Source organism: Pseudoalteromonas sp. AS84 (assembly GCF_038900255.1).
In the GTDB taxonomy this organism is placed as follows: domain Bacteria; phylum Pseudomonadota; class Gammaproteobacteria; order Enterobacterales; family Alteromonadaceae; genus Pseudoalteromonas.
Genome location: NZ_JBBMQY010000014.1, coordinates 95,446 through 113,984 on the forward strand (window position 1 = coordinate 95,446; position 18,539 = coordinate 113,984).

At 38.7% G+C, this 18,539-nt stretch carries 21 protein-coding genes; 9 read left to right on the forward strand and 12 right to left on the reverse strand.

Features of this window, described 5'->3' with window-relative positions:
- The first annotated feature begins 24 nt into the window (after positions 1-24).
- Complete coding sequence (locus WNY79_RS14440; protein WP_342876198.1) at positions 25-192, forward strand: SEC-C metal-binding domain-containing protein; 168 nt, start codon at positions 25-27, stop codon at positions 190-192.
- 81 nt (positions 193-273) lie between these two features.
- On the opposite strand, the gene WNY79_RS14445 is transcribed toward WNY79_RS14440, so the two are convergent.
- Positions 274-711, reverse strand: a complete 438-nt coding sequence (locus WNY79_RS14445) for a hypothetical protein (RefSeq protein ID WP_024600360.1) — start codon at positions 709-711, stop codon at positions 274-276.
- A gap of 1 nt (position 712) precedes the next feature.
- Positions 713-1,291, reverse strand: coding sequence for a DUF3299 domain-containing protein (locus WNY79_RS14450; RefSeq protein WP_024600359.1), 579 nt, complete (start codon positions 1,289-1,291; stop codon positions 713-715).
- Positions 1,292-1,416: 125 nt separating this feature from the next.
- On the opposite strand from WNY79_RS14450, the gene WNY79_RS14455 reads away from it, so the two are divergent.
- Positions 1,417-2,082, forward strand: coding sequence for an ATP-binding cassette domain-containing protein (locus tag WNY79_RS14455; protein WP_342876207.1), 666 nt, complete (start codon positions 1,417-1,419; stop codon positions 2,080-2,082).
- Positions 2,076-3,314 (forward strand): ABC transporter permease, encoded by a 1,239-nt coding sequence (locus tag WNY79_RS14460; protein WP_342876199.1) that lies wholly within the window; start codon positions 2,076-2,078, stop codon positions 3,312-3,314. Before WNY79_RS14455 ends, WNY79_RS14460 begins: the two co-directional genes overlap by 7 nt.
- Positions 3,315-3,410: 96 nt before the next feature.
- Here WNY79_RS14460 and WNY79_RS14465 read toward each other — a convergent pair whose 3' ends face one another.
- A complete protein-coding gene (locus tag WNY79_RS14465) occupies positions 3,411-3,911 on the reverse strand; it encodes a lactoylglutathione lyase family protein (protein ID WP_002959229.1) in 501 nt (166 codons plus the stop codon).
- 114 nt (positions 3,912-4,025) lie between these two features.
- On the opposite strand from WNY79_RS14465, the gene WNY79_RS14470 reads away from it, so the two are divergent.
- On the forward strand, positions 4,026-4,901 hold the full coding sequence (locus WNY79_RS14470; RefSeq protein WP_342876200.1) for a LysR family transcriptional regulator: 876 nt from the start codon (positions 4,026-4,028) through the stop codon (positions 4,899-4,901).
- Between the two features lie 60 nt (positions 4,902-4,961).
- On the opposite strand, the gene WNY79_RS14475 is transcribed toward WNY79_RS14470, so the two are convergent.
- Together WNY79_RS14475 and WNY79_RS14480 are read right to left on the reverse strand one after the other, a co-directional pair.
- Positions 4,962-5,639, reverse strand: coding sequence for a haloacid dehalogenase type II (locus WNY79_RS14475; RefSeq protein WP_342876201.1), 678 nt, complete (start codon positions 5,637-5,639; stop codon positions 4,962-4,964).
- Between the two features lie 27 nt (positions 5,640-5,666).
- The gene (locus WNY79_RS14480) at positions 5,667-5,978 is read right to left on the reverse strand and encodes an EthD family reductase (protein ID WP_342876202.1); all 312 of its coding nucleotides are present in this window, start codon (positions 5,976-5,978) and stop codon (positions 5,667-5,669) included.
- A 222-nt stretch (positions 5,979-6,200) separates the two neighbouring features.
- On the opposite strand from WNY79_RS14480, the gene WNY79_RS14485 reads away from it, so the two are divergent.
- Positions 6,201-6,737: a redoxin domain-containing protein gene (locus tag WNY79_RS14485; protein ID WP_024600352.1), complete on the forward strand. Its 537-nt coding sequence runs from the start codon at positions 6,201-6,203 to the stop codon at positions 6,735-6,737.
- A gap of 178 nt (positions 6,738-6,915) precedes the next feature.
- Here WNY79_RS14485 and WNY79_RS14490 read toward each other — a convergent pair whose 3' ends face one another.
- Positions 6,916-7,707 carry a class III extradiol ring-cleavage dioxygenase gene (locus WNY79_RS14490; protein ID WP_342876203.1) on the reverse strand — a complete coding sequence of 264 codons (792 nt, stop codon included), beginning with the start codon at positions 7,705-7,707 and terminating at the stop codon, positions 6,916-6,918.
- A gap of 104 nt (positions 7,708-7,811) precedes the next feature.
- On the opposite strand from WNY79_RS14490, the gene WNY79_RS14495 reads away from it, so the two are divergent.
- Both WNY79_RS14495 and WNY79_RS14500 read left to right on the forward strand, forming a co-directional pair.
- On the forward strand, positions 7,812-8,717 hold the full coding sequence (locus WNY79_RS14495; protein WP_342876204.1) for a LysR family transcriptional regulator: 906 nt from the start codon (positions 7,812-7,814) through the stop codon (positions 8,715-8,717).
- Position 8,718: 1 nt separating this feature from the next.
- A complete protein-coding gene (locus WNY79_RS14500; RefSeq protein WP_024600349.1) occupies positions 8,719-9,666 on the forward strand; it encodes a LysR family transcriptional regulator in 948 nt (315 codons plus the stop codon).
- Between the two features lie 67 nt (positions 9,667-9,733).
- Here WNY79_RS14500 and WNY79_RS14505 read toward each other — a convergent pair whose 3' ends face one another.
- Entirely contained in the window at positions 9,734-10,741 is a 1,008-nt protein-coding gene (locus tag WNY79_RS14505; RefSeq protein WP_342876205.1) for a zinc-binding alcohol dehydrogenase family protein, read from the reverse strand.
- A gap of 121 nt (positions 10,742-10,862) precedes the next feature.
- Entirely contained in the window at positions 10,863-11,738 is an 876-nt protein-coding gene (locus WNY79_RS14510; RefSeq protein WP_294120869.1) for a LysR family transcriptional regulator, read from the reverse strand.
- An 89-nt stretch (positions 11,739-11,827) separates the two neighbouring features.
- Between WNY79_RS14510 and WNY79_RS14515 the strand changes: the two genes are divergently transcribed.
- The gene (locus tag WNY79_RS14515) at positions 11,828-12,256 is read left to right on the forward strand and encodes a PACE efflux transporter (protein ID WP_024600346.1); all 429 of its coding nucleotides are present in this window, start codon (positions 11,828-11,830) and stop codon (positions 12,254-12,256) included.
- Positions 12,257-13,029: 773 nt separating this feature from the next.
- Here the strand turns inward: WNY79_RS14515 and WNY79_RS14520 are convergent.
- Positions 13,030-14,196 carry an aldo/keto reductase gene (locus WNY79_RS14520; RefSeq protein ID WP_024600345.1) on the reverse strand — a complete coding sequence of 389 codons (1,167 nt, stop codon included), beginning with the start codon at positions 14,194-14,196 and terminating at the stop codon, positions 13,030-13,032.
- Between the two features lie 350 nt (positions 14,197-14,546).
- Positions 14,547-15,785, reverse strand: a complete 1,239-nt coding sequence (locus tag WNY79_RS14525; RefSeq protein ID WP_342876206.1) for an NADH:flavin oxidoreductase/NADH oxidase family protein — start codon at positions 15,783-15,785, stop codon at positions 14,547-14,549.
- A gap of 100 nt (positions 15,786-15,885) precedes the next feature.
- On the opposite strand from WNY79_RS14525, the gene WNY79_RS14530 reads away from it, so the two are divergent.
- Positions 15,886-16,293 (forward strand): MerR family transcriptional regulator, encoded by a 408-nt coding sequence (locus WNY79_RS14530; RefSeq protein ID WP_024600343.1) that lies wholly within the window; start codon positions 15,886-15,888, stop codon positions 16,291-16,293.
- 39 nt (positions 16,294-16,332) lie between these two features.
- On the opposite strand, the gene WNY79_RS14535 is transcribed toward WNY79_RS14530, so the two are convergent.
- On the reverse strand, positions 16,333-16,524 hold the full coding sequence (locus WNY79_RS14535; RefSeq protein WP_024600342.1) for a DUF3185 family protein: 192 nt from the start codon (positions 16,522-16,524) through the stop codon (positions 16,333-16,335).
- Between the two features lie 61 nt (positions 16,525-16,585).
- Complete coding sequence (gene rmuC / locus WNY79_RS14540) at positions 16,586-18,052, reverse strand: DNA recombination protein RmuC (protein ID WP_024600341.1); 1,467 nt, start codon at positions 18,050-18,052, stop codon at positions 16,586-16,588.
- Positions 18,053-18,539: the final 487 nt, after the last annotated feature.

An 18,539-nucleotide genomic window follows, 5' to 3' on the forward strand; every position in this document is an offset into this window, starting at 1 on the left:
ATACTATTAAAAAGGAAGAGTAATATGACCGATAAATCACCAGCCCCAACAGGCTCAGGCTGCACTAACACAAGCTGTTGCCCGCCACCGCAAAGCCCAATAACCCGTGGCACGCCTAAACTAGGTCGAAACGATCCGTGTGTATGCGGCAACGGGCGTAAATATAAAAAGTGTTGTGGTAAAAACGAATAAAGTGCACTTATCATTTTTAATTTAGAACTAAAAAGTAGGGCTACGCAATGTTAGCCCTATAAATTTCTAAGCTCAGCGTATTTAACTCGCTGTCACTTCTATTTTTTGCTCTAGCGTGAAAGGTTTTGTATTTAAAAAGCCGCTTATTTGAACCAGAATTTCTGATTTACCGGATTTATTAGCAACGTATTTTAAGCTGTGTATTCCGCGTGTACGCTCTAATAATATTGAAGGCTCGCCGGTAAGTTTAATACCTTGTGGCGCTACAAATTTAACACTTACCGCGCTGTAACGTTTTGGCACCAAGTAGCTAAAATTAGCTGTGCTTGTATCACCAACATTTACTTGCACTTGTTTAGCGTGCTTTACAGAAAAACGCTCAAATATAGGAGTCTGAAAGTTTTGACGAGCAAACGGATGAAACTGATTTAAGCCAACCCCAGAGTGAAACTCGCACGCATTAACGCCAACAGATGCACTTGCTAATATTAATGAGCAGAGCAGATATTTTTTATTCATATTATTCCTCGTACGGTAAAACTCGGTCTAACTTGAGCTCGTAAGCCGATCTACCTAATTCGTTTTCTACGGTATTTATTGTTATTTTTCCTTCAAACCAAAATGCGTCGTATAGGCTTTCAAGCTCAACGCCTTGTTCAAATTTAACGTAAATTATTTGGTTTGGCGGTGGTGGCGGCATATGCAAACACGCCCCAAAATAAGGCACTACAAAAAACTCACTAATGCGCTTACCTTCTTCTGATTCAAGCGGCACTATAAAGCCAGGCACACGAATATGCTTATTGTTATAGCTTTCAATCACTCGTGCGGAGCTTAATGCTTGCTGATAGCGTTTGCCTTGCTCGTTTTCGAACGGCTTGGCGTCTAGGCTATCTAGTGTGTCTTGCTCTGAGCCATCTTCAATTTCGGTTAAATACTCCGGTGGATTAAGTAATGCGTCTAAATCATCTTTAGGCATTAACTGAATCCACTCTATTTCTTCGTAGCTTTTACTTTGAGCCGCTGACTCACAAGTAAATACTAAACTGGTCAAGGCAATAACACACCAAGCAACCATGTTAGTTACATTTTTTGACATATTTTCATCTCAATTAGCTTATTGCCCAACTAAAAACGTTATAACATATCAACACTTATCAAACCATAGGAGTCTTATCTTTGCCTAATACAATTTCTTCGGCCTCTACTCCCTTAGCTATACATATTAACCAACTTAGCTATAAGTACCACAAAGCCGACAAAACCTCGTTTTATATTCCTAACTGGCAAGTAAAACAGGGGGAGCAGGTATTTTTACACGGCGAATCTGGCTCAGGTAAAACTACATTACTTAATTTATTAGCAGGCGTGCTCACATCGCAAAGTGGCGATATAAACTTGCTTGAGCAAGCATTTTCAACGCTTTCATCAAAAAAGCGCGATAAATTTAGAGCACAGAACATTGGTGTGGTGTTTCAGCAATTTAATTTAATACCGTACTTAAGTGTGTTAAAAAACATTCAACTAGCTAGCTACTTTGCAAAAACAGGCAATACGAAAATAGAGCAAGAGGCGAACGCTCTGCTTTTAGCGCTCAAATTACCTACGACTATTTTGCAAAAAGCAGCAAATACATTAAGTGTTGGCCAGCAGCAGCGTGTGGCTATTGCCCGCGCTTTAATAAATAAACCTAAACTGTTATTAGTTGACGAACCCACCTCGGCATTAGACGCCGCATCGCGCGATGCATTTATGGCCTTACTAATTGATTTATGTAAGCAGCACAGCATAACGCTTGTATTTGTAAGTCACGATATGCACTTACAACAATTTTTTAAGCTAAGTGTTGATGTAACTTCGCTTTTAAAAGAGGAGTGTAACAAATGCTAGTATCGTTAGCGTGGAGCAGCTTAGCCAGTAGGCGTAAATCGGTCATACTTACGTTTTTATCATTACTTATAAGTATAAGCGTGCTGTTAAGTGTTGAGCATATTCGCCAGCAAGCCAAAGAGAGCTTTAACAGAACCATTTCAGATGTAGATATGATAGTAGGCGCACCTAGTGGGCAGTTAAATCTGCTGCTTTACTCGATATTTAGAATGGGTAGCCCCACCAGTAATATTAATTATAAAAGCTATGAAACCCTAAAGAGCAGCTCATTAGTAAAATGGGCAATTCCTATTTCGCTTGGCGACTCGCACCGTGGTTTTAGAGTAATGGGCACTAGTAATAGCTACTTTGAACACTTTAAATACGGCACTAAGCAACCACTTACTTTTAGTAGCGGCCAGCCATTTAACACGTTATTTGAAGCTGTAATAGGGGCCGATGTAGCCAAAAAACTTAATTATAAAATTGGCCAAAGCGTAGTGATTGCTCATGGTATTGGTAACACGAGCTTTACCCATCACGACAACACTCCCTTTATTATAAAAGGCATACTTAGCCCCACAGGTACGCCTGTTGATAAAACCATACATGTAAGCTTAAACGCCATTGAAGCCATACATTTATCACCGGTAAAACAAGCTAAATTACTTAACAATGTAGACTCGGTAAACACCACACCCGAGAGCATTACCGCAGTAATGCTAGGTTTAAAGTCTAAGTTTTCAACCTTTAAATTACAGCGCGATATAAACAACTATAAAGCCGATAGATTAATGGCCGTGTTACCCGGTGTTGCTATGAGTGAACTTTGGCAAATGATGGCAACAGTTGAAAACCTATTACGCGTTATTGGTATTTTGGTATTGGTATCGTCGTTATTTGGTTTATCAACCATGTTACTTGCCTCTATGGCGCAGCGTAAAAACGAAATTGCCGTGCTACGTGTATTGGGCGCAGGGCCAAGCGTTATTTTTAGCTTAGTACTGGTAGAAGCGTTAATTTTAGTCATACTGGCAAGCGCTGCCGCAACGGCTTTGCTAAGTTTAACTATATGGCTTTTAGGAAATTGGCTAGGCGCGACGTACGGCTTATTTTTAAATGCAAACATGTTTAATGTAGAAACACTAAAAGTGATAGCCGTTATTACTGTTGCCGCAACTATTACCTCAGCCATCCCCGCGTATGAGGCTTATAAAAATGCTCTGCATAGCTCGCTTGGCGCTAAAAGTTAGCATTTTTAAAAATTTAACCATGTAAAAAACTAAAGGGCCGCAGTAATAAGTACTGCGGCCTTTGTTTTTAGCTAAACTTTTTTAAACTAGCTAAGTTTAATAAGCGCCTGCGCTGTAAATAAGCTCGTAGCTGTGGCTGTAAATCTCAAGGATGTTACCAAACGGGTCTTCCATGTAGATCATGCGGTACGGCTTTTCACCCGGGTAGTAATAACGAGGGGCTTCCATACGTTTTTTACCGCCAGCTTCTACAATACGCTCAGCTAAGCCTTCTACATCGGGGTCTTGAACACAAAAATGAAAAATGCCTGTTTTCCAGTATTCAAAATTGTCTTTTGGGTTTTCTTGGTTTTTAAATTCGAAAATTTCGACACCAATACGATCCCCTGTAGATAGATGCGCAATTTTAAATTTTTCCCACTTTTCGCCAAATACTTCTGTGCACATTTCGCCAATTGGGCTTTTGTCTTCAGTAATTAAAGTCGGTTCCATTATTGTGTACCAACCCATAACCTTAGTGTAAAACTCGACTGCTTTTTCAACGTCGGGAACCGAAATACCAATGTGCGAAAAACTACGTGGATATGTATGACTCATAATGCTTCCTCTTTAACGTGTGACTTATCTTGTGACTAGTTGATGGAGTTAGTTTACGAATTGACCAATATTAAGTAAAATTATCATTAATCATCATTTTGAGTACGTTTTGTAATGATAAACCCTACATGGTTAAACACGTTTTGCACTTTGGTTGAGGTAAATCATTTTACCCTAACAGCTGAGCGCCTTTATATGACTCAATCTGGTGTAAGTCAGCACATTAAAAAGCTAGAGCAACAAGTTAACTGCGCTTTACTTGAGCGCCATGGTAAGCAGTTTTCGCTTACCCCTCAGGGCCAAAACTTATATCAGCAGGGCAGCCTACTTCTTAAAGATTGGCAATTTTTAGAACAACAATTAAAAGATGATTCGCCGTACAGCGGAGCGGTAAAGATTCAATCTCCGGGCAGCTGTGGTCTAAAGTTTTATAATCAATTATTAGCACTGCAATCTGAGCATAAAGAACTGATTATTGATTACCGCTTTGCGCCCAATGTAAGTGTTGAACAAGCTGTAGCAAATCACAGTGCCGACATCGGGTTTTTAACTCAAGCTCCAACATTTAGCGAACTAACCAGCCATAAAATAAGCCAAGAACCACTACTACTTGTAACGCCTGCAGGTATAAACATGCCTAATTGGCAAACCCTGTGTGAACTAGGGTTTATTGCTCACCCCGATGCAAGCCATCATGCGCAGCTACTACTAAGCGAAAACTACAGTGAGTTTGAGCATATTGACCAAATAAGACGTACGGGATTTTCTAACCAAATTAGTTTAATACTAGAACCTGTAAGCTTAGGGCTAGGTTTTACGGTATTACCTGCTCATGCTGTTGGCGCATTCAATAAGCCACAACTTATAAACACACATCATTTAGAATATCCGGTTAGTGAATCTATTTATGTGTGCCATCACCGAAATAGGCCGTTGGCAAAACGTATGAATACAGTAATTGAGCTAATAAAGGCGGGAGTAAATAGTTAAAACGTAAACCCCCTTTACACTCATGGCACTTAATACCTGAGCAAAAGAGGGAATAGAAAATTAGTTAACGCTTTCTAATTTTGCTTTTAAATCGAGTAAGTCGGTTGCAATAGTATTTGGCTGTATTTCCCAAGGATCGAAAATAGACTCTTCAGATCGTTGTATCCACGCTGCACGCATACCATGCGATATGGCACCGGTTACATCAAACGGGTTACTTGATACAAGCCATGTGTTTGCGCCCGTTGAATTTGTTTCGCGTAAAAAGTGGCTATAAACCCCAGGGTTTGGTTTAAAAGTTTTAACGTCGTCGGCACTTACTACTCCTTCAAAAAGCTCACTAATGCCGGCGGTTTCTAATAAAGTATGAACCGCGTCGGCAGCGCCGTTTGAAAATGCAAACAAACGGTAGTCTTTTGCTTTTAATTGCTCAAGGCCTGCTTTTACATCGTCAAACGCAGGAAGTTTTTTATAAAGATCTAGCAGTTGCCCTTTTTGATCTTCACTTAGCTCGGTTTTGTGCGCTAAGCAGGCGTAATCAAGTGCATGCTTTGTACATAGCGAAAAAGGAATATAATTTTGCATTAAGCCGCGTCTAAACGAATACTCTAATTGCTTTTCGCGCCATGTATTTGAAAATGCCTGGGCGTTGTCGCCAATCATGTCGTCGAGTGGTGAAAGCACACCATGGGTGTTAATTAGCGTGCCGTATACGTCAAATGCTAGTGTAGTTGCCATATTTGCCTCTTAATTTTAAATATAAATTTATAGCTTAATTTCGCTAATTTGGATTTGTGGCTGCGTGTTTGTAAAGTTAACTAAGTCGGCCAAAATTTTATCGGTATGTGGTGCAAATGAATTTTGAAATGATTCTACCGATTCAAACACAAGATGACCCATCGCTATATATGCTGGCGCTTCGTTTGGCGCACCGCCAGCAAGCCCAGCATCTGCAGAGCTACTAATTAATGCATCCCCTAATAGCTCTGCTATTAAAGGAATATGCACATTACAATAGTAATCAAAATCAAATTGGGCATCATCTGCATTTGGATAAAGAACTGAAACTTTAATCATAATAAAATCCTAACTTTTAGAGAGTGCAAACAAAACACTTAAATTTACCAATTTTTGCATTGGTGTAAGTCATAAATATGCTTTAGTCAAACATCATAAATCGGTGTAGCTGAACTCACTATAAACAAAACTGAACGATTGCTCAATTAATTATTGAACACTCGCTCAAATTCATTTATATTTGCCGCTGAAATCTTATCCTATTATTAATTAAGGCTATTTATGAGCACGCAAAAATTACATCCTGGCGATACATTTCCTCAAGTAAAAGTGACGCTTATTGATGACAGCGAAATTAATTTAGGAAAGTCGGAAAATGGATTACCGTGGCAAGCTATTTTTGTTTATCGTGGTAAACACTGCCCTATTTGTACATCTTTTTTGAATGAGCTAGAAGAAGTTAAATCGGCACTGGCCGATGCAGGCATAGGTGTAATTGCGGTGTCGGGCGACTCTAAAGCGCAACTAGAAGAACACATGGCAAGCTTAAATATTTCGTATCCTATTGCATATGGCTTAACCGAAGAGTCGATGCAGGATCTGGGTTTATATATTTCTAAGCCGCGTTTTGCAAAAGAAACCGATCATAACTTTAGCGAACCGGGCCTATTTGTAGTAAACGAGCACGGTAAATTGCATGTGATTGATATTGCAAATAACCCTGTTAGTCGCCCAAATTTAAAAACGTTGGTAGGTGGACTTACATGGATCCGCGATCCTAAAAATGATTACCCAATTCGCGGTACTTTAAACTATTAACTTTTAATTTAAACACCCTAAGTTTAAGTTTAAGTTTAAGTTTAAGTTTAAGCCTAGAACACCTGGACTTGGGGCATTTATACAACCCTTGGCTCTATTATAATAAGTTAAAAAACTCGCGTTCAGCTTTGAGCAAAACCAATCTCACAACTAACAATCCTCCTATATATACAAACCTTTAAGTAAATTTATAAGCATCAAGCGTTAAAACACCCATTTCGATATCACTAAATATTTTTTCAACTTCATTTGTACCTGCTCCCATAGCCGCAAAAAGTGGTAAAAAGTGCTCTTGGGTAGAATGATTAAATAATACGTGAGGCGCTTGGTTTAAATAATCTAACAACGCGAATGTATTGTGCGCTAAAAGCGTTTGTTCAACCCATTGAGTAAACTCACTAACCATTTGAACGCGGTTAGGCGTAGGTGGTTTTTTAAATATTTCGGGTAGATTATGGCTAATGCCACCTGAGCCAATAATTAATATGTTTTGATCGCGAAGCGGTGCAAGTAACTGCCCGAATTCGTACATGGCTTTTGCGCCTAAACGTGTATTAATAGACACCTGAACAATAGGTATATTAGCCGCTGGATACATTAACCGTAGTGGTATCCACACGCCATGATCCCACCCTTGCTTTACATCAAGCACAGCTTTAATACCTTTAGTGCTAAAAAGCTGTGCAATGGTATTGGCAAGTGCGGGCTCACCTGGTGCAGGGTACTGAATTTGATACATGTACGCAGGAAAATTATAAAAATCATGAATAGTCTGCGGTGCATTACCGGCAGTGATCACTATGTCGTGTGTTGTTTTATCGTTAGCAATATCAAAGTGCGCCGAAAAAATAACAATAGCGCTTGGTGTTTTAAGAGTTTGACCAAGCGATGTTAAAAAATCAGAGGTAACCGATTGCTGTACAGCCATCATTGGCGAGCCGTGAGATATAAATAAAGCGGGCTGAGTCATGCTATTACCTAATTAGTTGATTTTGATATAGCGACTTTATTGCTTTTTAATTTGGTGATAAATGTGCTATTTATTTATAAATTACAAACAAGATATTGTTAAAAATGGATAAGCTAACCACTATGAAGGCCTTTTTAGCCGTTGTGCAAGAAGGATCGTTTTCAAAAGCTGCCGACAAACTCGATATTTCGCCGCAATTAGTCAGCAAGTATATTTCTGCATTGGAAGACAATTTACACACGCGTTTATTGCACCGTACAACGCGAAAAGTAAGTGTTACAGAGGCCGGAAACCAATATTATCAGCGTTGCCAACAGGTCGTTATTGATATTGAAGATATGGAAAACTCACTCAATAACTTAAGCGAAAATGTATCGGGTATGCTTAGTATTAGTGCGCCAATGTCGTTTGGGGTTAAGCATTTGGCAGGTTTATTAGTTGATTTTCAAAACCAGCATCCAAATTTAAAAATAGATTTACGATTAACCGATCAATTTGTAGATATAGTTGAACAAGGTATTGATATAGCACTGCGTATTGGTACGTTAAAAAGCTCAACATTAATAGCGAAGAAAGTAGCACCTATTCGCTTAGCAATATTTGCATCACCTGCCTATTTAAAGCAAAACGGCACGCCAACCACATTAGAAGCGCTGCAAGAGCATAACTATTTACGTTATGCACACGCCGAGCCCACAAAAAGACTCAAAGGCTATGACGAGCTAAAAAATGAATTAAAACTTGAAAGTAACTTAGTAGCTAATAATGGTGACTTGTTACTAAACACAGCCATTGCAGGAGGCGGTATTACCATGCAGCCTACGTTTATAGCAGGGGAGGCACTGGCTCAAGGTAGGGTGGTACGCATTTTAAAAGACTATGAACCCGAGCCAATGGGGCTTTACATGGTGTATGCAAACAGGCAATTTTTACCCAGTAAAGTGCGTGCTTTTGTTGACTTTACCAGTGACTATTATGGCGATGTTCCTTATTGGGATTTAGGAGAGTGATATGTCGATAACTAATCAATTAACGTTATTTGTAGATGTAGTGCAACAAGGCTCATTTGCCAAAGCCGCAGCACTGCATGATATGGATAATTCGTCGCTGTCTAAACAAATTAAAAAGCTCGAAACCAGTTTAGGTGTGCAATTGCTGAATCGCTCAACGCGCTCGTTTTCGCTTACCTCAGCAGGAGAGGAAATTTTAGCGCAAGCGCATATTCTTATTGATACACTTTCTGATATCCATAGCATAGCCGACTCATATCAGGCAAAGCCGAAAGGGATTTTGCGTATTACCTCAGGTATGTTTTTTGGTCAGCAGTATATTCAGCCCGCTATTAATATATTTATGCAAAAGTATCCTGAGGTAAAAATAACCCTGATGCTTGACGATAAGCGTAACGATATTATTAGCGACCATTACGATTTAGCCTTTAGAATAGGCAAACTAAACGACTCTAATTTAATGGCTAAAAAAATTGCTAATATGCACTTTGCGCTTGTTGCATCACATGATTTTATAAAAAAACATGGAATGCCTACCACACCAGACGATTTATTAGCTTTACCCGCTATTATCTATGGCAATGGCGATGTAAGTCTCGACCAGGTAAAAATAAGTACTGAGCCTCATGGTGATGAGCAAAAAATATATAAAATGAAAGGAAATTACAAAGTGAGTGACGTACGCGCTATGGTCGATGCAGTAAAAGCAGGGCTTGGGTATGTAATGCTCGATTTATTTAATTTAGAAGAACCTATTGATAAAATGGGCCTTGTGCCGCTTTTAACTAATTATAAACTATCAACTATGGGCACAGGTATTTACGCGCTTTACCCTCATCGTAAACAAACCCCATTGGTAAGTGAGTTTATTAAAACCGTGCAAGAGTATATTGGTACACCGCCATTTTGGGTTGAACATATGCCTAATTACAAAGAGTTATACAAATAACAGATATAAAAAAGCCCCGTTAGGGGCTTTGCTTTGTGTACTCAAAATGTACTTATAGAGTGGTTATTTAAAAACCCTCTAAAACAACCTTACCTTTAGCCGTTTGCGTTTCAAGATGCTGATGCGCTTTACGTAAATTAACGGCGTTAATAGTGCCTAAATGCTCACCAAACGTTGTTTTTATAAGGCCTTCGTCAATCATCGTCGCTACGTTATTTAAAATAACGTGTTGCTCTTGCATATCGTCCGTTTTAAATAATGAACGAGTAAACATAAGTTCCCAGTGTACCGACACACATTTGGTTTTGAATGGCACAATATCAAGCGTTTCAGGGTCGTCAATCAGTGCAAACTTACCTTGTGGCTTAATAACTTTAACTATTTCAGGCAAGTGTTGAGCAGTGTTATTTAAGCTAACAACATAATCTACTTCACCTAAGTTTTTAGCTGCAAACTCTTCGCTTAATAAATTACGGTGATTAATAATAGTATCGGCGCCTAAATCCTCTAACCACGATGTGGTTTCGGCGCGAGACGCTGTAGCAATAATTTTAAGCTTAGTGCGCTGCTTTAACAATTGCACCATAATTGAGCCTACACCGCCGGCAGCCCCGATCACTAAAATACTTTTAGAACCATCTTTTTCCGCTACGTTTAATCTATCAAACAACAACTCCCATGCGGTAAGGCTAGTAAGAGGAAGCGCTGCGGCTTCAAAGTTAGATAACGTCGTTGGCATTTTACCTACAATACGCTCATCAACTAATTGAAACTGTGCATTACTGCCTGAACGCGTTACATCGCCGGCATACCAAACTTTGTCGCCAGGTTTAAATAAAGACACATTTTCGCCAACAGATTTAACAATGCCTGTAGCATCAAAACCAAGTACTCTGTATTCGCCTTCTGGCGCAGGCATTGATTCACGAATTTTAAAATCAGCCGGATTAACAGATACTGCTTTTACTTCCACTAAAATATCGTAGCCGTGTGCTGTAGGTATTTCAAGCTCGATGTCTTGAAGTGATAGCTCGTTTGAAATAGGTAAGTTTTGTTGATATCCAATTGCTTTCATGTGTTTTGCCTCTAGTCGTTTAATACGCTGTGTTGATGACGCTATTTTGGCTTTATCAGCGCAGTTAAAAAAGAGGTAAAAAACCCAATCATTATGGAAGTAATATTCCACAATAGAAATTTTATAACAGCCCTCGTAATACACTTCGAAGCGCTTTAAACACTTTTTGATTACTATGCCGCTGATGCTGTAATACATCAACATTAGCCAACCAACCCATTTCTTCAAACTCAAGAGGAAGTTTAACCAGCTCACCACTTTGTACTGCATCTAGAGCTACATGGTTTGGTAATAAGCACCACCCGTTACCTTGTATTGCTAGCTCGAGTAATACAAAGTAATTATCGGCATACCAAATCTCTGGGCTAATTTTTAGCTGAAAGCTGCTTGTTTGTGTATTGCGCGAACGAAGAAGAAGTTGTCGATGTAGCCGAAGGCCATCCATATTTTCACATCTGATCCCCGCTAAAGGGTGCGATTTAGCAACATATAAATCAAATTTTACCGATCCAATACATTCATAGTCTAAGTAACTCGGTATATTTAATTCACTAAAAATAATACCCGTTATAGGCTTTTCGCTATTTAGCATGTCAATTATGTCATGGCTCGATGCACTTAAAAACTCAAGCGATACATAAGGATACTTAGTTTGCAGCTTGCTAATAATACTTGCGATAGTTTTAAATGGGATCCCTTCGTCAAGTGCGATAGTGATTTCGGTTGGTGTTTTTTCGTTTAGTGCTAATGCAGAGCTTGTTAATCGCTGGTGTTGATTAAGCACAGCCTTAGCCTGAGGTAGTAACTGTTTACCGGCATCCGTTAATTGTGGATAACGCCCTGTACGCTCAAATAATGTTGCATTACAGTCTATTTCTAAATTAATAATATGCTGACTTACTACCGACTGCGCTTTACTTAAACTACGCGCTGCGGCCGAAAACGATCCAGCCTCAACGGTAGCTACAAATGCCTGAAGTTGTTCAATACTAAACATATCGATTTTACCGATACTAGCTAACTAACATGTATCTTAATAATGAATGAAATAACCGTCTCGTCATTCACTAAAGAACTTATTTATATATGAACACATTAGAACGTATTTTTCAGGCCCTAATATTTGAGATGATTGCATTATTTATTATTGTTCCTGCATCTGTTTATTTTGGTGGGTTTGCAACAGGAAAAATGGCAATAGTAGGCATTGGTTTATCAATTTTTGCCATGTTATGGAACTACATTTACAACATAGTGTTTGATAAAATAGCAGGGCATAACCGAAAAGATCGCAGCTTACTAACCCGTGTTACCCATGCATGTGGCTTTGAGCTGGGTATGGTTGTAATAACGCTGCCAATGCTCGCTTGGTATTTAAATATTACATGGCTGGCTGCCGCAGCATTAGAAGCAGGCTTTTTAGTATTTATACTCATTTACACGTATATCTTTAATGTACTGTACGATAAGCATCAACCATACAAAAAGTGGGTTAATAAATCGCAATGTGCTTGATATTTTAAAGTTTATAAAAGCAAAGTTGTAGAGTATTGCAATCATTTTAGCAAAAGCACAATGGTATAAAAATAATGGTAAATGTGCTTTTTAATTAAATCAGTTAGCAATGCTCAATTGACTAAGTAGTGCTAACTTACTATTTACAGCCTAACTGTAATGGGGGTTTACAGTAACTTTTTGCTTTATATATGTAGCTCTTTTAATTAGTTCCATACGCTCTCGCCAGCAGGATAAAGCGCTGCCTAATACCAAACCGCATAATATCTAATAGGCACGCAATGATGCTTTTAGTCAACCACAATTAAACAATCCTCTTTTAACATATTCACTGCGGTGTTCGTTTTGTTTATAAGGTTACGAGCTGTTATATAAAACATTTTACCGCTTGAGGTAGTGTAATCGGTAGGTTCTTCTATCTATTAGATCTGCGCCTTGTGTCTACTATTTATCGGGAGATACAAGACATAGAGCTTGCTCACGCTAGATGCGCAGCTTCTCATTTATTCGAATGCAGGAGTTAATGAATGTGTGGTTTAAGAATTTTGTAAAAAGCGTTGCTTTTAAACGCCTGCAAGCAGCGCGTCTACAGTAAATTTTAACCGCAACGTTAAGTTTTGGCGGTAAATACCATCGTGACTTAGCGCAAGAGTGTGTTAATTGGACTTATCCACATGCCCAGCAATCAATACACTTTTAGCAAGCGTTGCTTAAAAAAATTAACAATACATTAGCTATAACTAGGTGTGCCAAGTAAATGGCACACCTATTTTTTATGCAGGTATGGGCGCGTTTTCTGCAATAAGCTGTTTAGATTTCAACTCACTCCAAAATTCGCTTGGTATGGTAACTTTCATTGAGGCTACATTAGCTTTAATTTGCTCTGCCGTGCGTGCGCCAGGAATAATTGAGGATACCGTTGACGGCGCCTCTGCAAATTGTAGCGCAGCCGTTTTTATATCAATCCCATGTTTTGATGCAACTTCGCTAATTGCGTTAAACTTTTGCTGCATAGGCCCAGGAATTTTAGGTGAGTAATTAAAGCGATTACGCCCAGCTAAAAAACCACCATTAAGCGGAGCACCAATAACCGCAGAAACACCTCGTTTATCAAGCATAGGAAAGGTTTTATCAAGTGCTTGCTTATGATCTAAAATTGAATATTGCAGCGCTAGTAAGCAAATATCGGGGTCTGACATATCAAGCGCTTTATAAATAGCATGAGGTGTATTTACTCCAAAACCCCAGCCTTTAATTATTCCTTCATCACGCATTTTAGTTAACTCAGGAATAGCTCCTTTGGCTGCCTGATCAAAATACTTAAGCCAATCATCTCCCATATCGCTATTTTGTGGAGATAAATCGTGAATATAAACAATATCAAGTGAGGCTACACCAATACGCTGTAGCGTATCTTCTATAGAGCGACGTGTACCCGATGCTGAATAATCATATTTATAATGAAAAGGTGAGTGATCAGCCCAGTGCCAGCTATTTTCTAAAGGCTCTGCGGAAGGAGTAAGCAAGCGGCCAACTTTTGAGGATAAAACATAATCTTCACGCTTTTTGTTTCGAAGTAAATCACCGAAGCGCCTTTCGCTTAAGCTCAAGCCGTAAAAAGGTGATGTATCAAAATGACGAATACCAGAATCCCATGCGGCGTTTAGCATTGTTAAAATTTCTGTATCGCTTGATATAGTGTTAAAGCCATTACCAGCGGCAAGGCCACCTAAGCCCATTCTTGCTTCTGGGCGATAATGCTTAGCGTTAGTAAGATCGTTTGTGGGTAGAGCAGCGCTTTTATCTATTGATCCTTTAGTTTGCATAACACTGCCGTTAGACATTTTTACCTTTAGTTGTTCAGCCAAGGCTGAAGCACTAAAAATAGAGCCTAAACTTAAAGCAGCGCCTGCTTTAATAAAATTCCTGCGAGATACCATGTAACTATTCTCCTTGAGTAAGGTTAAATATCTACGCTATAACCTAGTATAAATACCAACCAAATTCAAGCGAACGAAAAGCAATAAACATCAATATTATCAATAAGATGGTTAAATTAACGAGCGCTGAACACGTACTTTAATTAACATTTAGGAATGATTATTTTCTTTACTCGTACAGTACTTTAAAGTGCACAAAATAGTGCACTTTAATAGCTTGATAAAAAAGTAAATTTCCAAATTGGTGCACGCCTTAATACTCATTTATACAACATAAAAATGGTTACATTTATTCATGTGTACAAATTAGTAAACAAAACCTAATAAATAAAAAATATGAATACTAAAGCTTAGTTAATCTCACTAGCAAAGCGTTTTCGGTAACGCTTAGTTAATTTAACCGAACGTAGTTGGTCGCTAATTAAAGTAAATATTGGTGAAGCATTTGTTTTTACAGGCTTACCTTCGCCTATACGTCGTATTTGCCTTTTTACCAGTGCCATAGTGGCAAGCCCTGCGAGGGATTTATCTTGCCAAGTAACACTGGGTAATACGGCTAGTTGCAGTGGCTCGTTTTGCCATTTGTTTACTAAATTTGGTTGGTATGCAAGCGCAGTGGCAATACCCACGAGGGCCACTCCACTTTCAATCACGTTGTTGGCTATAGATAAGCGACTAATGCCGCCAGTGGTCATTATTGGGATTGATGAGCGTTGGCTAATCGCTTTTGCAAACTCTAAAAAGTATGCTTCGCGGGCAAGCGTGCGTTCGTCACCTGTTTTGCCTTGCATTGCCGGTGCTTCGTAACTGCCACCCGATAACTCCACAAAATCAACATTGAGTTCATTCAATAAATCCACTACAACTTGCGCGTCATTGGGTTCAAACCCACCTCGCTGAAAATCAGCAGAGTTTAACTTTACCGAAACCGAAAAGGTAGGGGAACAAGTTGCTTTAATACTGCGAGTTATTTCGAGAAGTAAGCGGGCTCTATTTTGTAGGTTGCCACCCCATTTATCGTCGCGTTTATTAGTAAGTGGCGATAAAAACTGAGCAAGTAAATAGCCATGCGCTGCATGTATTTGTACGCCATTAAAACCGGCTTTTTCAGCTTGTAGTGCTGTTTGTGTAAAGCGGGTAATAACGTCGTCAATGTCGGTTTGCGTCATTGCCTTAGGTACGCCAAATAAGTGCGAGTGCTTACCCATATTAAGTGCAACACTTGACGCTGATAGAACTTTTCCGCCCATTTTTTTAAATACTTGCCTACCAGGGTGATTAATTTGCATCACTACTTTGCAATTATTTTGCTTTGATAAACGAGCAAGCTCTGCAAAGGCTGTAATATCGGTGCTTTGCTCAAGCACAAGGCCACCAGGGCCTGTCATCGCTAAATGATCAACCATTACATTGCCAGTAATAATTAGCCCTGTACCGCCTTTAGCCCATGCGCTATAAACGTTTTTAAGTGCTTGGGAGGGCGTTTGGTCCTCTTGTGCTAGGTTTTCTTCCATAGCGGCTTTGGCAATACGATTTTTTAATACTAAACCACTTGGCAAGGTAAAGGAGGTAAACACAGGGTTGCGCATAATTATTGGCTAATTAAATTGACATTAAAACAACTATAACCTTAAAGTTAGCTTGAAGGTCAACCTACTAAGTTCATGTAAAGTGGAGTTATTATTAGTTATGAAAATAGGCGAACTTGCAAAACTTACCAACATACCTGCCAGCACTATTCGTTTTTACGAAAGCAAAGGGTTATTAGCACCAACCACTCGCAGTGCTAATGGTTATAGGCTGTACACCCAACAAAACTTAGAAAAACTGCAATTAATTAAATTTTCACAAAGCTTGGGGTTTTCACTCAACGAAATACCTTTATTACGTAACGAAAACGGCGAGCTAAACCACACAGTAATAATCGAACGTTTAGAAAAAAAACAAAAAGAAGCTGACATTTTGATTGAGCAAATGCAGAAAAAATCACAGCGTATTGGCAGTTTAACTGCGTTACTAAACTCTTATTGGGATAAAGGCGAATGCCTGCCAGAAAGTAAATTAAATGAATTACTAAAAATGATGGATTACGAATAAACTAATACAGCTTATTTAGTAAGCTGTATTTTATTTATGTTACTTAAGCTTTTTAATACCAATTAATACACAAACAGCACCGCCAATAAAACCCGCCCATGCTTCTATTGGTGTATCACCACTAAATGCACGGCTTAACTGCGAAGCTGCCGCATCATATACGTCATATCCCCACATAATTAAAGCGATACCTATAACGATTAAAACAATACCTATAATCTTATTATTCATAAACACCTCTGATTTCTAACGTACATTATTTAGCATACTTAAATGAAAACACTTAACAAATTTAATCAAGCTCTAGCTGCGCGCGTTCAACACTTTCATTAGGTAACTCTTTTTGTACCGATACACCAAGCTCTTTAAATTCAGATGCTTGTTTAATTAAATTACCTTTACCACGGTATAACTGCGAGAATGCTTTATCGTAGCTTTCTTTGGCTTTATCAAGCTGCTTACCAACACCTTCCATACTCAATAAAAAGCCATTGAGCTTGTTATAAAAGCGCTCAGCCCGATTTGCCAACTCTTTTGAGTATTTGGTTTGCTCTTCAAAACGCCAAAGCTGTTTCACAATATTTAAACTAGTAAGCAGGGTAGTGGGTGTAGCTACCAGTATATTTTTTTCGATTGCTTGTTGGTAAATATCACTTTGGTATTTAAGTGCTTCTACAAAAGCTGATTCTATTGGTACAAACATAACCACAACTTCTGGCGAGTTAATACCTGGTAAACGGTCGTACGATTTACTCGCAAGCTCATTAATACGCGCTGTAACAGCGTTCACATGCTCTTTAATTGCTTGATTAGCATCTAGCTCATTTTCGGCGTTAACGTAACGGGTATAAGCATTTAGCGATGTTTTAGCATCAATAACTAAGTGGCGACCTTGTGGTAAGTAAACAACTACATCAGGGCGCAAACGACCATCTTCAGTGTTAAACGACACTTCACGCTTATAATCAACACCGGCACGTAAGCCAGCGCTATCTAACACGTTTTCGAGCATGAGTTCGCCCCAATTACCTTGGGTCTTCTTTTGCCCTTGTAGCGCGTTGCTGAGCTTGTCGGCTTGATCTGTTATAGCTTGGCTTTTAGCCTGTAAATGCAGTAATTCGGTTTTGAGCGCAGTACGTTGTTTTATATCTTCAACGTGTATTGACTCCATTTTTTCTCTAAAGCCTTTTAGCTCGCCCTGAACTGGTTTTAATAATTGTTCAATGCTTTCTTGATTTAAGGTTTTAAAGCTTTGTGATTTTTCTTCTAAAATCTTATTGGCTAGGTTTTCAAATTCTTTTTTGAGCATATTTTTACTTTGCTCAATTTGCGCGAGTTGCTCGGTAAAGTTTTGTTGTTTTTGCTCAAGGGTGGTGCGCATATTATTATATTCAACATCGCGTTGATTATATTGCTCACGAAGCGCTGCAAGCTCGCCTTCGGCTTTGCGCCAAAAATGATTGTATTGAACGCTTTGTTTTTCTTGTTCGCTAAAACGCGTTTTAAAATGCTGGGCTTCGTCGCGCTGTTCTTGGTGAGTATGCTCTAGCAGTTCGTGATCTTCTTGCAAGGCGCTATATTGCAGCTCTTTATTATCAAATTGATTTTGTAATAGGGAAAGCTGTTGCTGCTGTTCGCTTATTTGTAGATGTAACTTTTTGCGAAGCTGTGTTGATACAACGCCGTAAAATAGGGCGCCTAACGCAACACCTGCACCGGCGCTTAGCCAATCAATATTAGTGAGTACTTGAGTGAGCATAAAATAAACTTATAAAATTTAGAGACATGCCATCATAACCAATAACAGGCAATAGAAGTAGGGGAGCAAAGAAATTACAGACATAAAAAAACCAGCTCAAAATAAGCTGGTCAAATATTACTAAATTAAGTAATCAAAGGGAAAATCAACATGTGCCTGAGCAAGCTGCAACTTAAATACATAATCACCAAAATAACTAATATTACTGGGTGAGGCTATATAACAACAGGCATTAGAGTAGACCGGAAAACAAAATAATTAATTCAAAATAATTTACAAAAGATTATTTATTTTTATTCAGATTGATTTAAACAAATCAAATTATGGGCATAAAAAAAGCCAGTTCAAAATGAACTGGCTTAATCATTACTAAAATTAGTAATCAAATAAGGGGAAATCAACATAAAACCTGTATTAACTGCAATTAATCAACAAGCATAATAGTAGACGCCACTTTTTGGATTAAGTTCATAAAAAGATCAAAACT

Coding starts and splice junctions, on each gene's coding strand:
- WNY79_RS14510 (WP_294120869.1), bottom strand. CDS start 11,738: ATGTTTAGTATTGAACAACTTCAGGCATTTGTAGCTACCGTTGAGGCT.
- rmuC (WP_024600341.1), bottom strand. CDS start 18,052: ATGCTCACTCAAGTACTCACTAATATTGATTGGCTAAGCGCCGGTGCA.
- WNY79_RS14535 (WP_024600342.1), bottom strand. CDS start 16,524: ATGAATAATAAGATTATAGGTATTGTTTTAATCGTTATAGGTATCGCT.
- WNY79_RS14505 (WP_342876205.1), bottom strand. CDS start 10,741: ATGAAAGCAATTGGATATCAACAAAACTTACCTATTTCAAACGAGCTA.
- WNY79_RS14480 (WP_342876202.1), bottom strand. CDS start 5,978: ATGATTAAAGTTTCAGTTCTTTATCCAAATGCAGATGATGCCCAATTT.
- WNY79_RS14440 (WP_342876198.1), top strand. CDS start 25: ATGACCGATAAATCACCAGCCCCAACAGGCTCAGGCTGCACTAACACA.
- WNY79_RS14490 (WP_342876203.1), bottom strand. CDS start 7,707: ATGACTCAGCCCGCTTTATTTATATCTCACGGCTCGCCAATGATGGCT.
- WNY79_RS14465 (WP_002959229.1), bottom strand. CDS start 3,911: ATGAGTCATACATATCCACGTAGTTTTTCGCACATTGGTATTTCGGTT.
- WNY79_RS14475 (WP_342876201.1), bottom strand. CDS start 5,639: ATGGCAACTACACTAGCATTTGACGTATACGGCACGCTAATTAACACC.
- WNY79_RS14495 (WP_342876204.1), top strand. CDS start 7,812: ATGGATAAGCTAACCACTATGAAGGCCTTTTTAGCCGTTGTGCAAGAA.
- WNY79_RS14530 (WP_024600343.1), top strand. CDS start 15,886: ATGAAAATAGGCGAACTTGCAAAACTTACCAACATACCTGCCAGCACT.
- WNY79_RS14470 (WP_342876200.1), top strand. CDS start 4,026: ATGATAAACCCTACATGGTTAAACACGTTTTGCACTTTGGTTGAGGTA.
- WNY79_RS14500 (WP_024600349.1), top strand. CDS start 8,719: ATGTCGATAACTAATCAATTAACGTTATTTGTAGATGTAGTGCAACAA.
- WNY79_RS14520 (WP_024600345.1), bottom strand. CDS start 14,196: ATGGTATCTCGCAGGAATTTTATTAAAGCAGGCGCTGCTTTAAGTTTA.
- WNY79_RS14485 (WP_024600352.1), top strand. CDS start 6,201: ATGAGCACGCAAAAATTACATCCTGGCGATACATTTCCTCAAGTAAAA.
- WNY79_RS14460 (WP_342876199.1), top strand. CDS start 2,076: ATGCTAGTATCGTTAGCGTGGAGCAGCTTAGCCAGTAGGCGTAAATCG.
- WNY79_RS14450 (WP_024600359.1), bottom strand. CDS start 1,291: ATGTCAAAAAATGTAACTAACATGGTTGCTTGGTGTGTTATTGCCTTG.
- WNY79_RS14525 (WP_342876206.1), bottom strand. CDS start 15,785: ATGCGCAACCCTGTGTTTACCTCCTTTACCTTGCCAAGTGGTTTAGTA.
- WNY79_RS14445 (WP_024600360.1), bottom strand. CDS start 711: ATGAATAAAAAATATCTGCTCTGCTCATTAATATTAGCAAGTGCATCT.
- WNY79_RS14515 (WP_024600346.1), top strand. CDS start 11,828: ATGAACACATTAGAACGTATTTTTCAGGCCCTAATATTTGAGATGATT.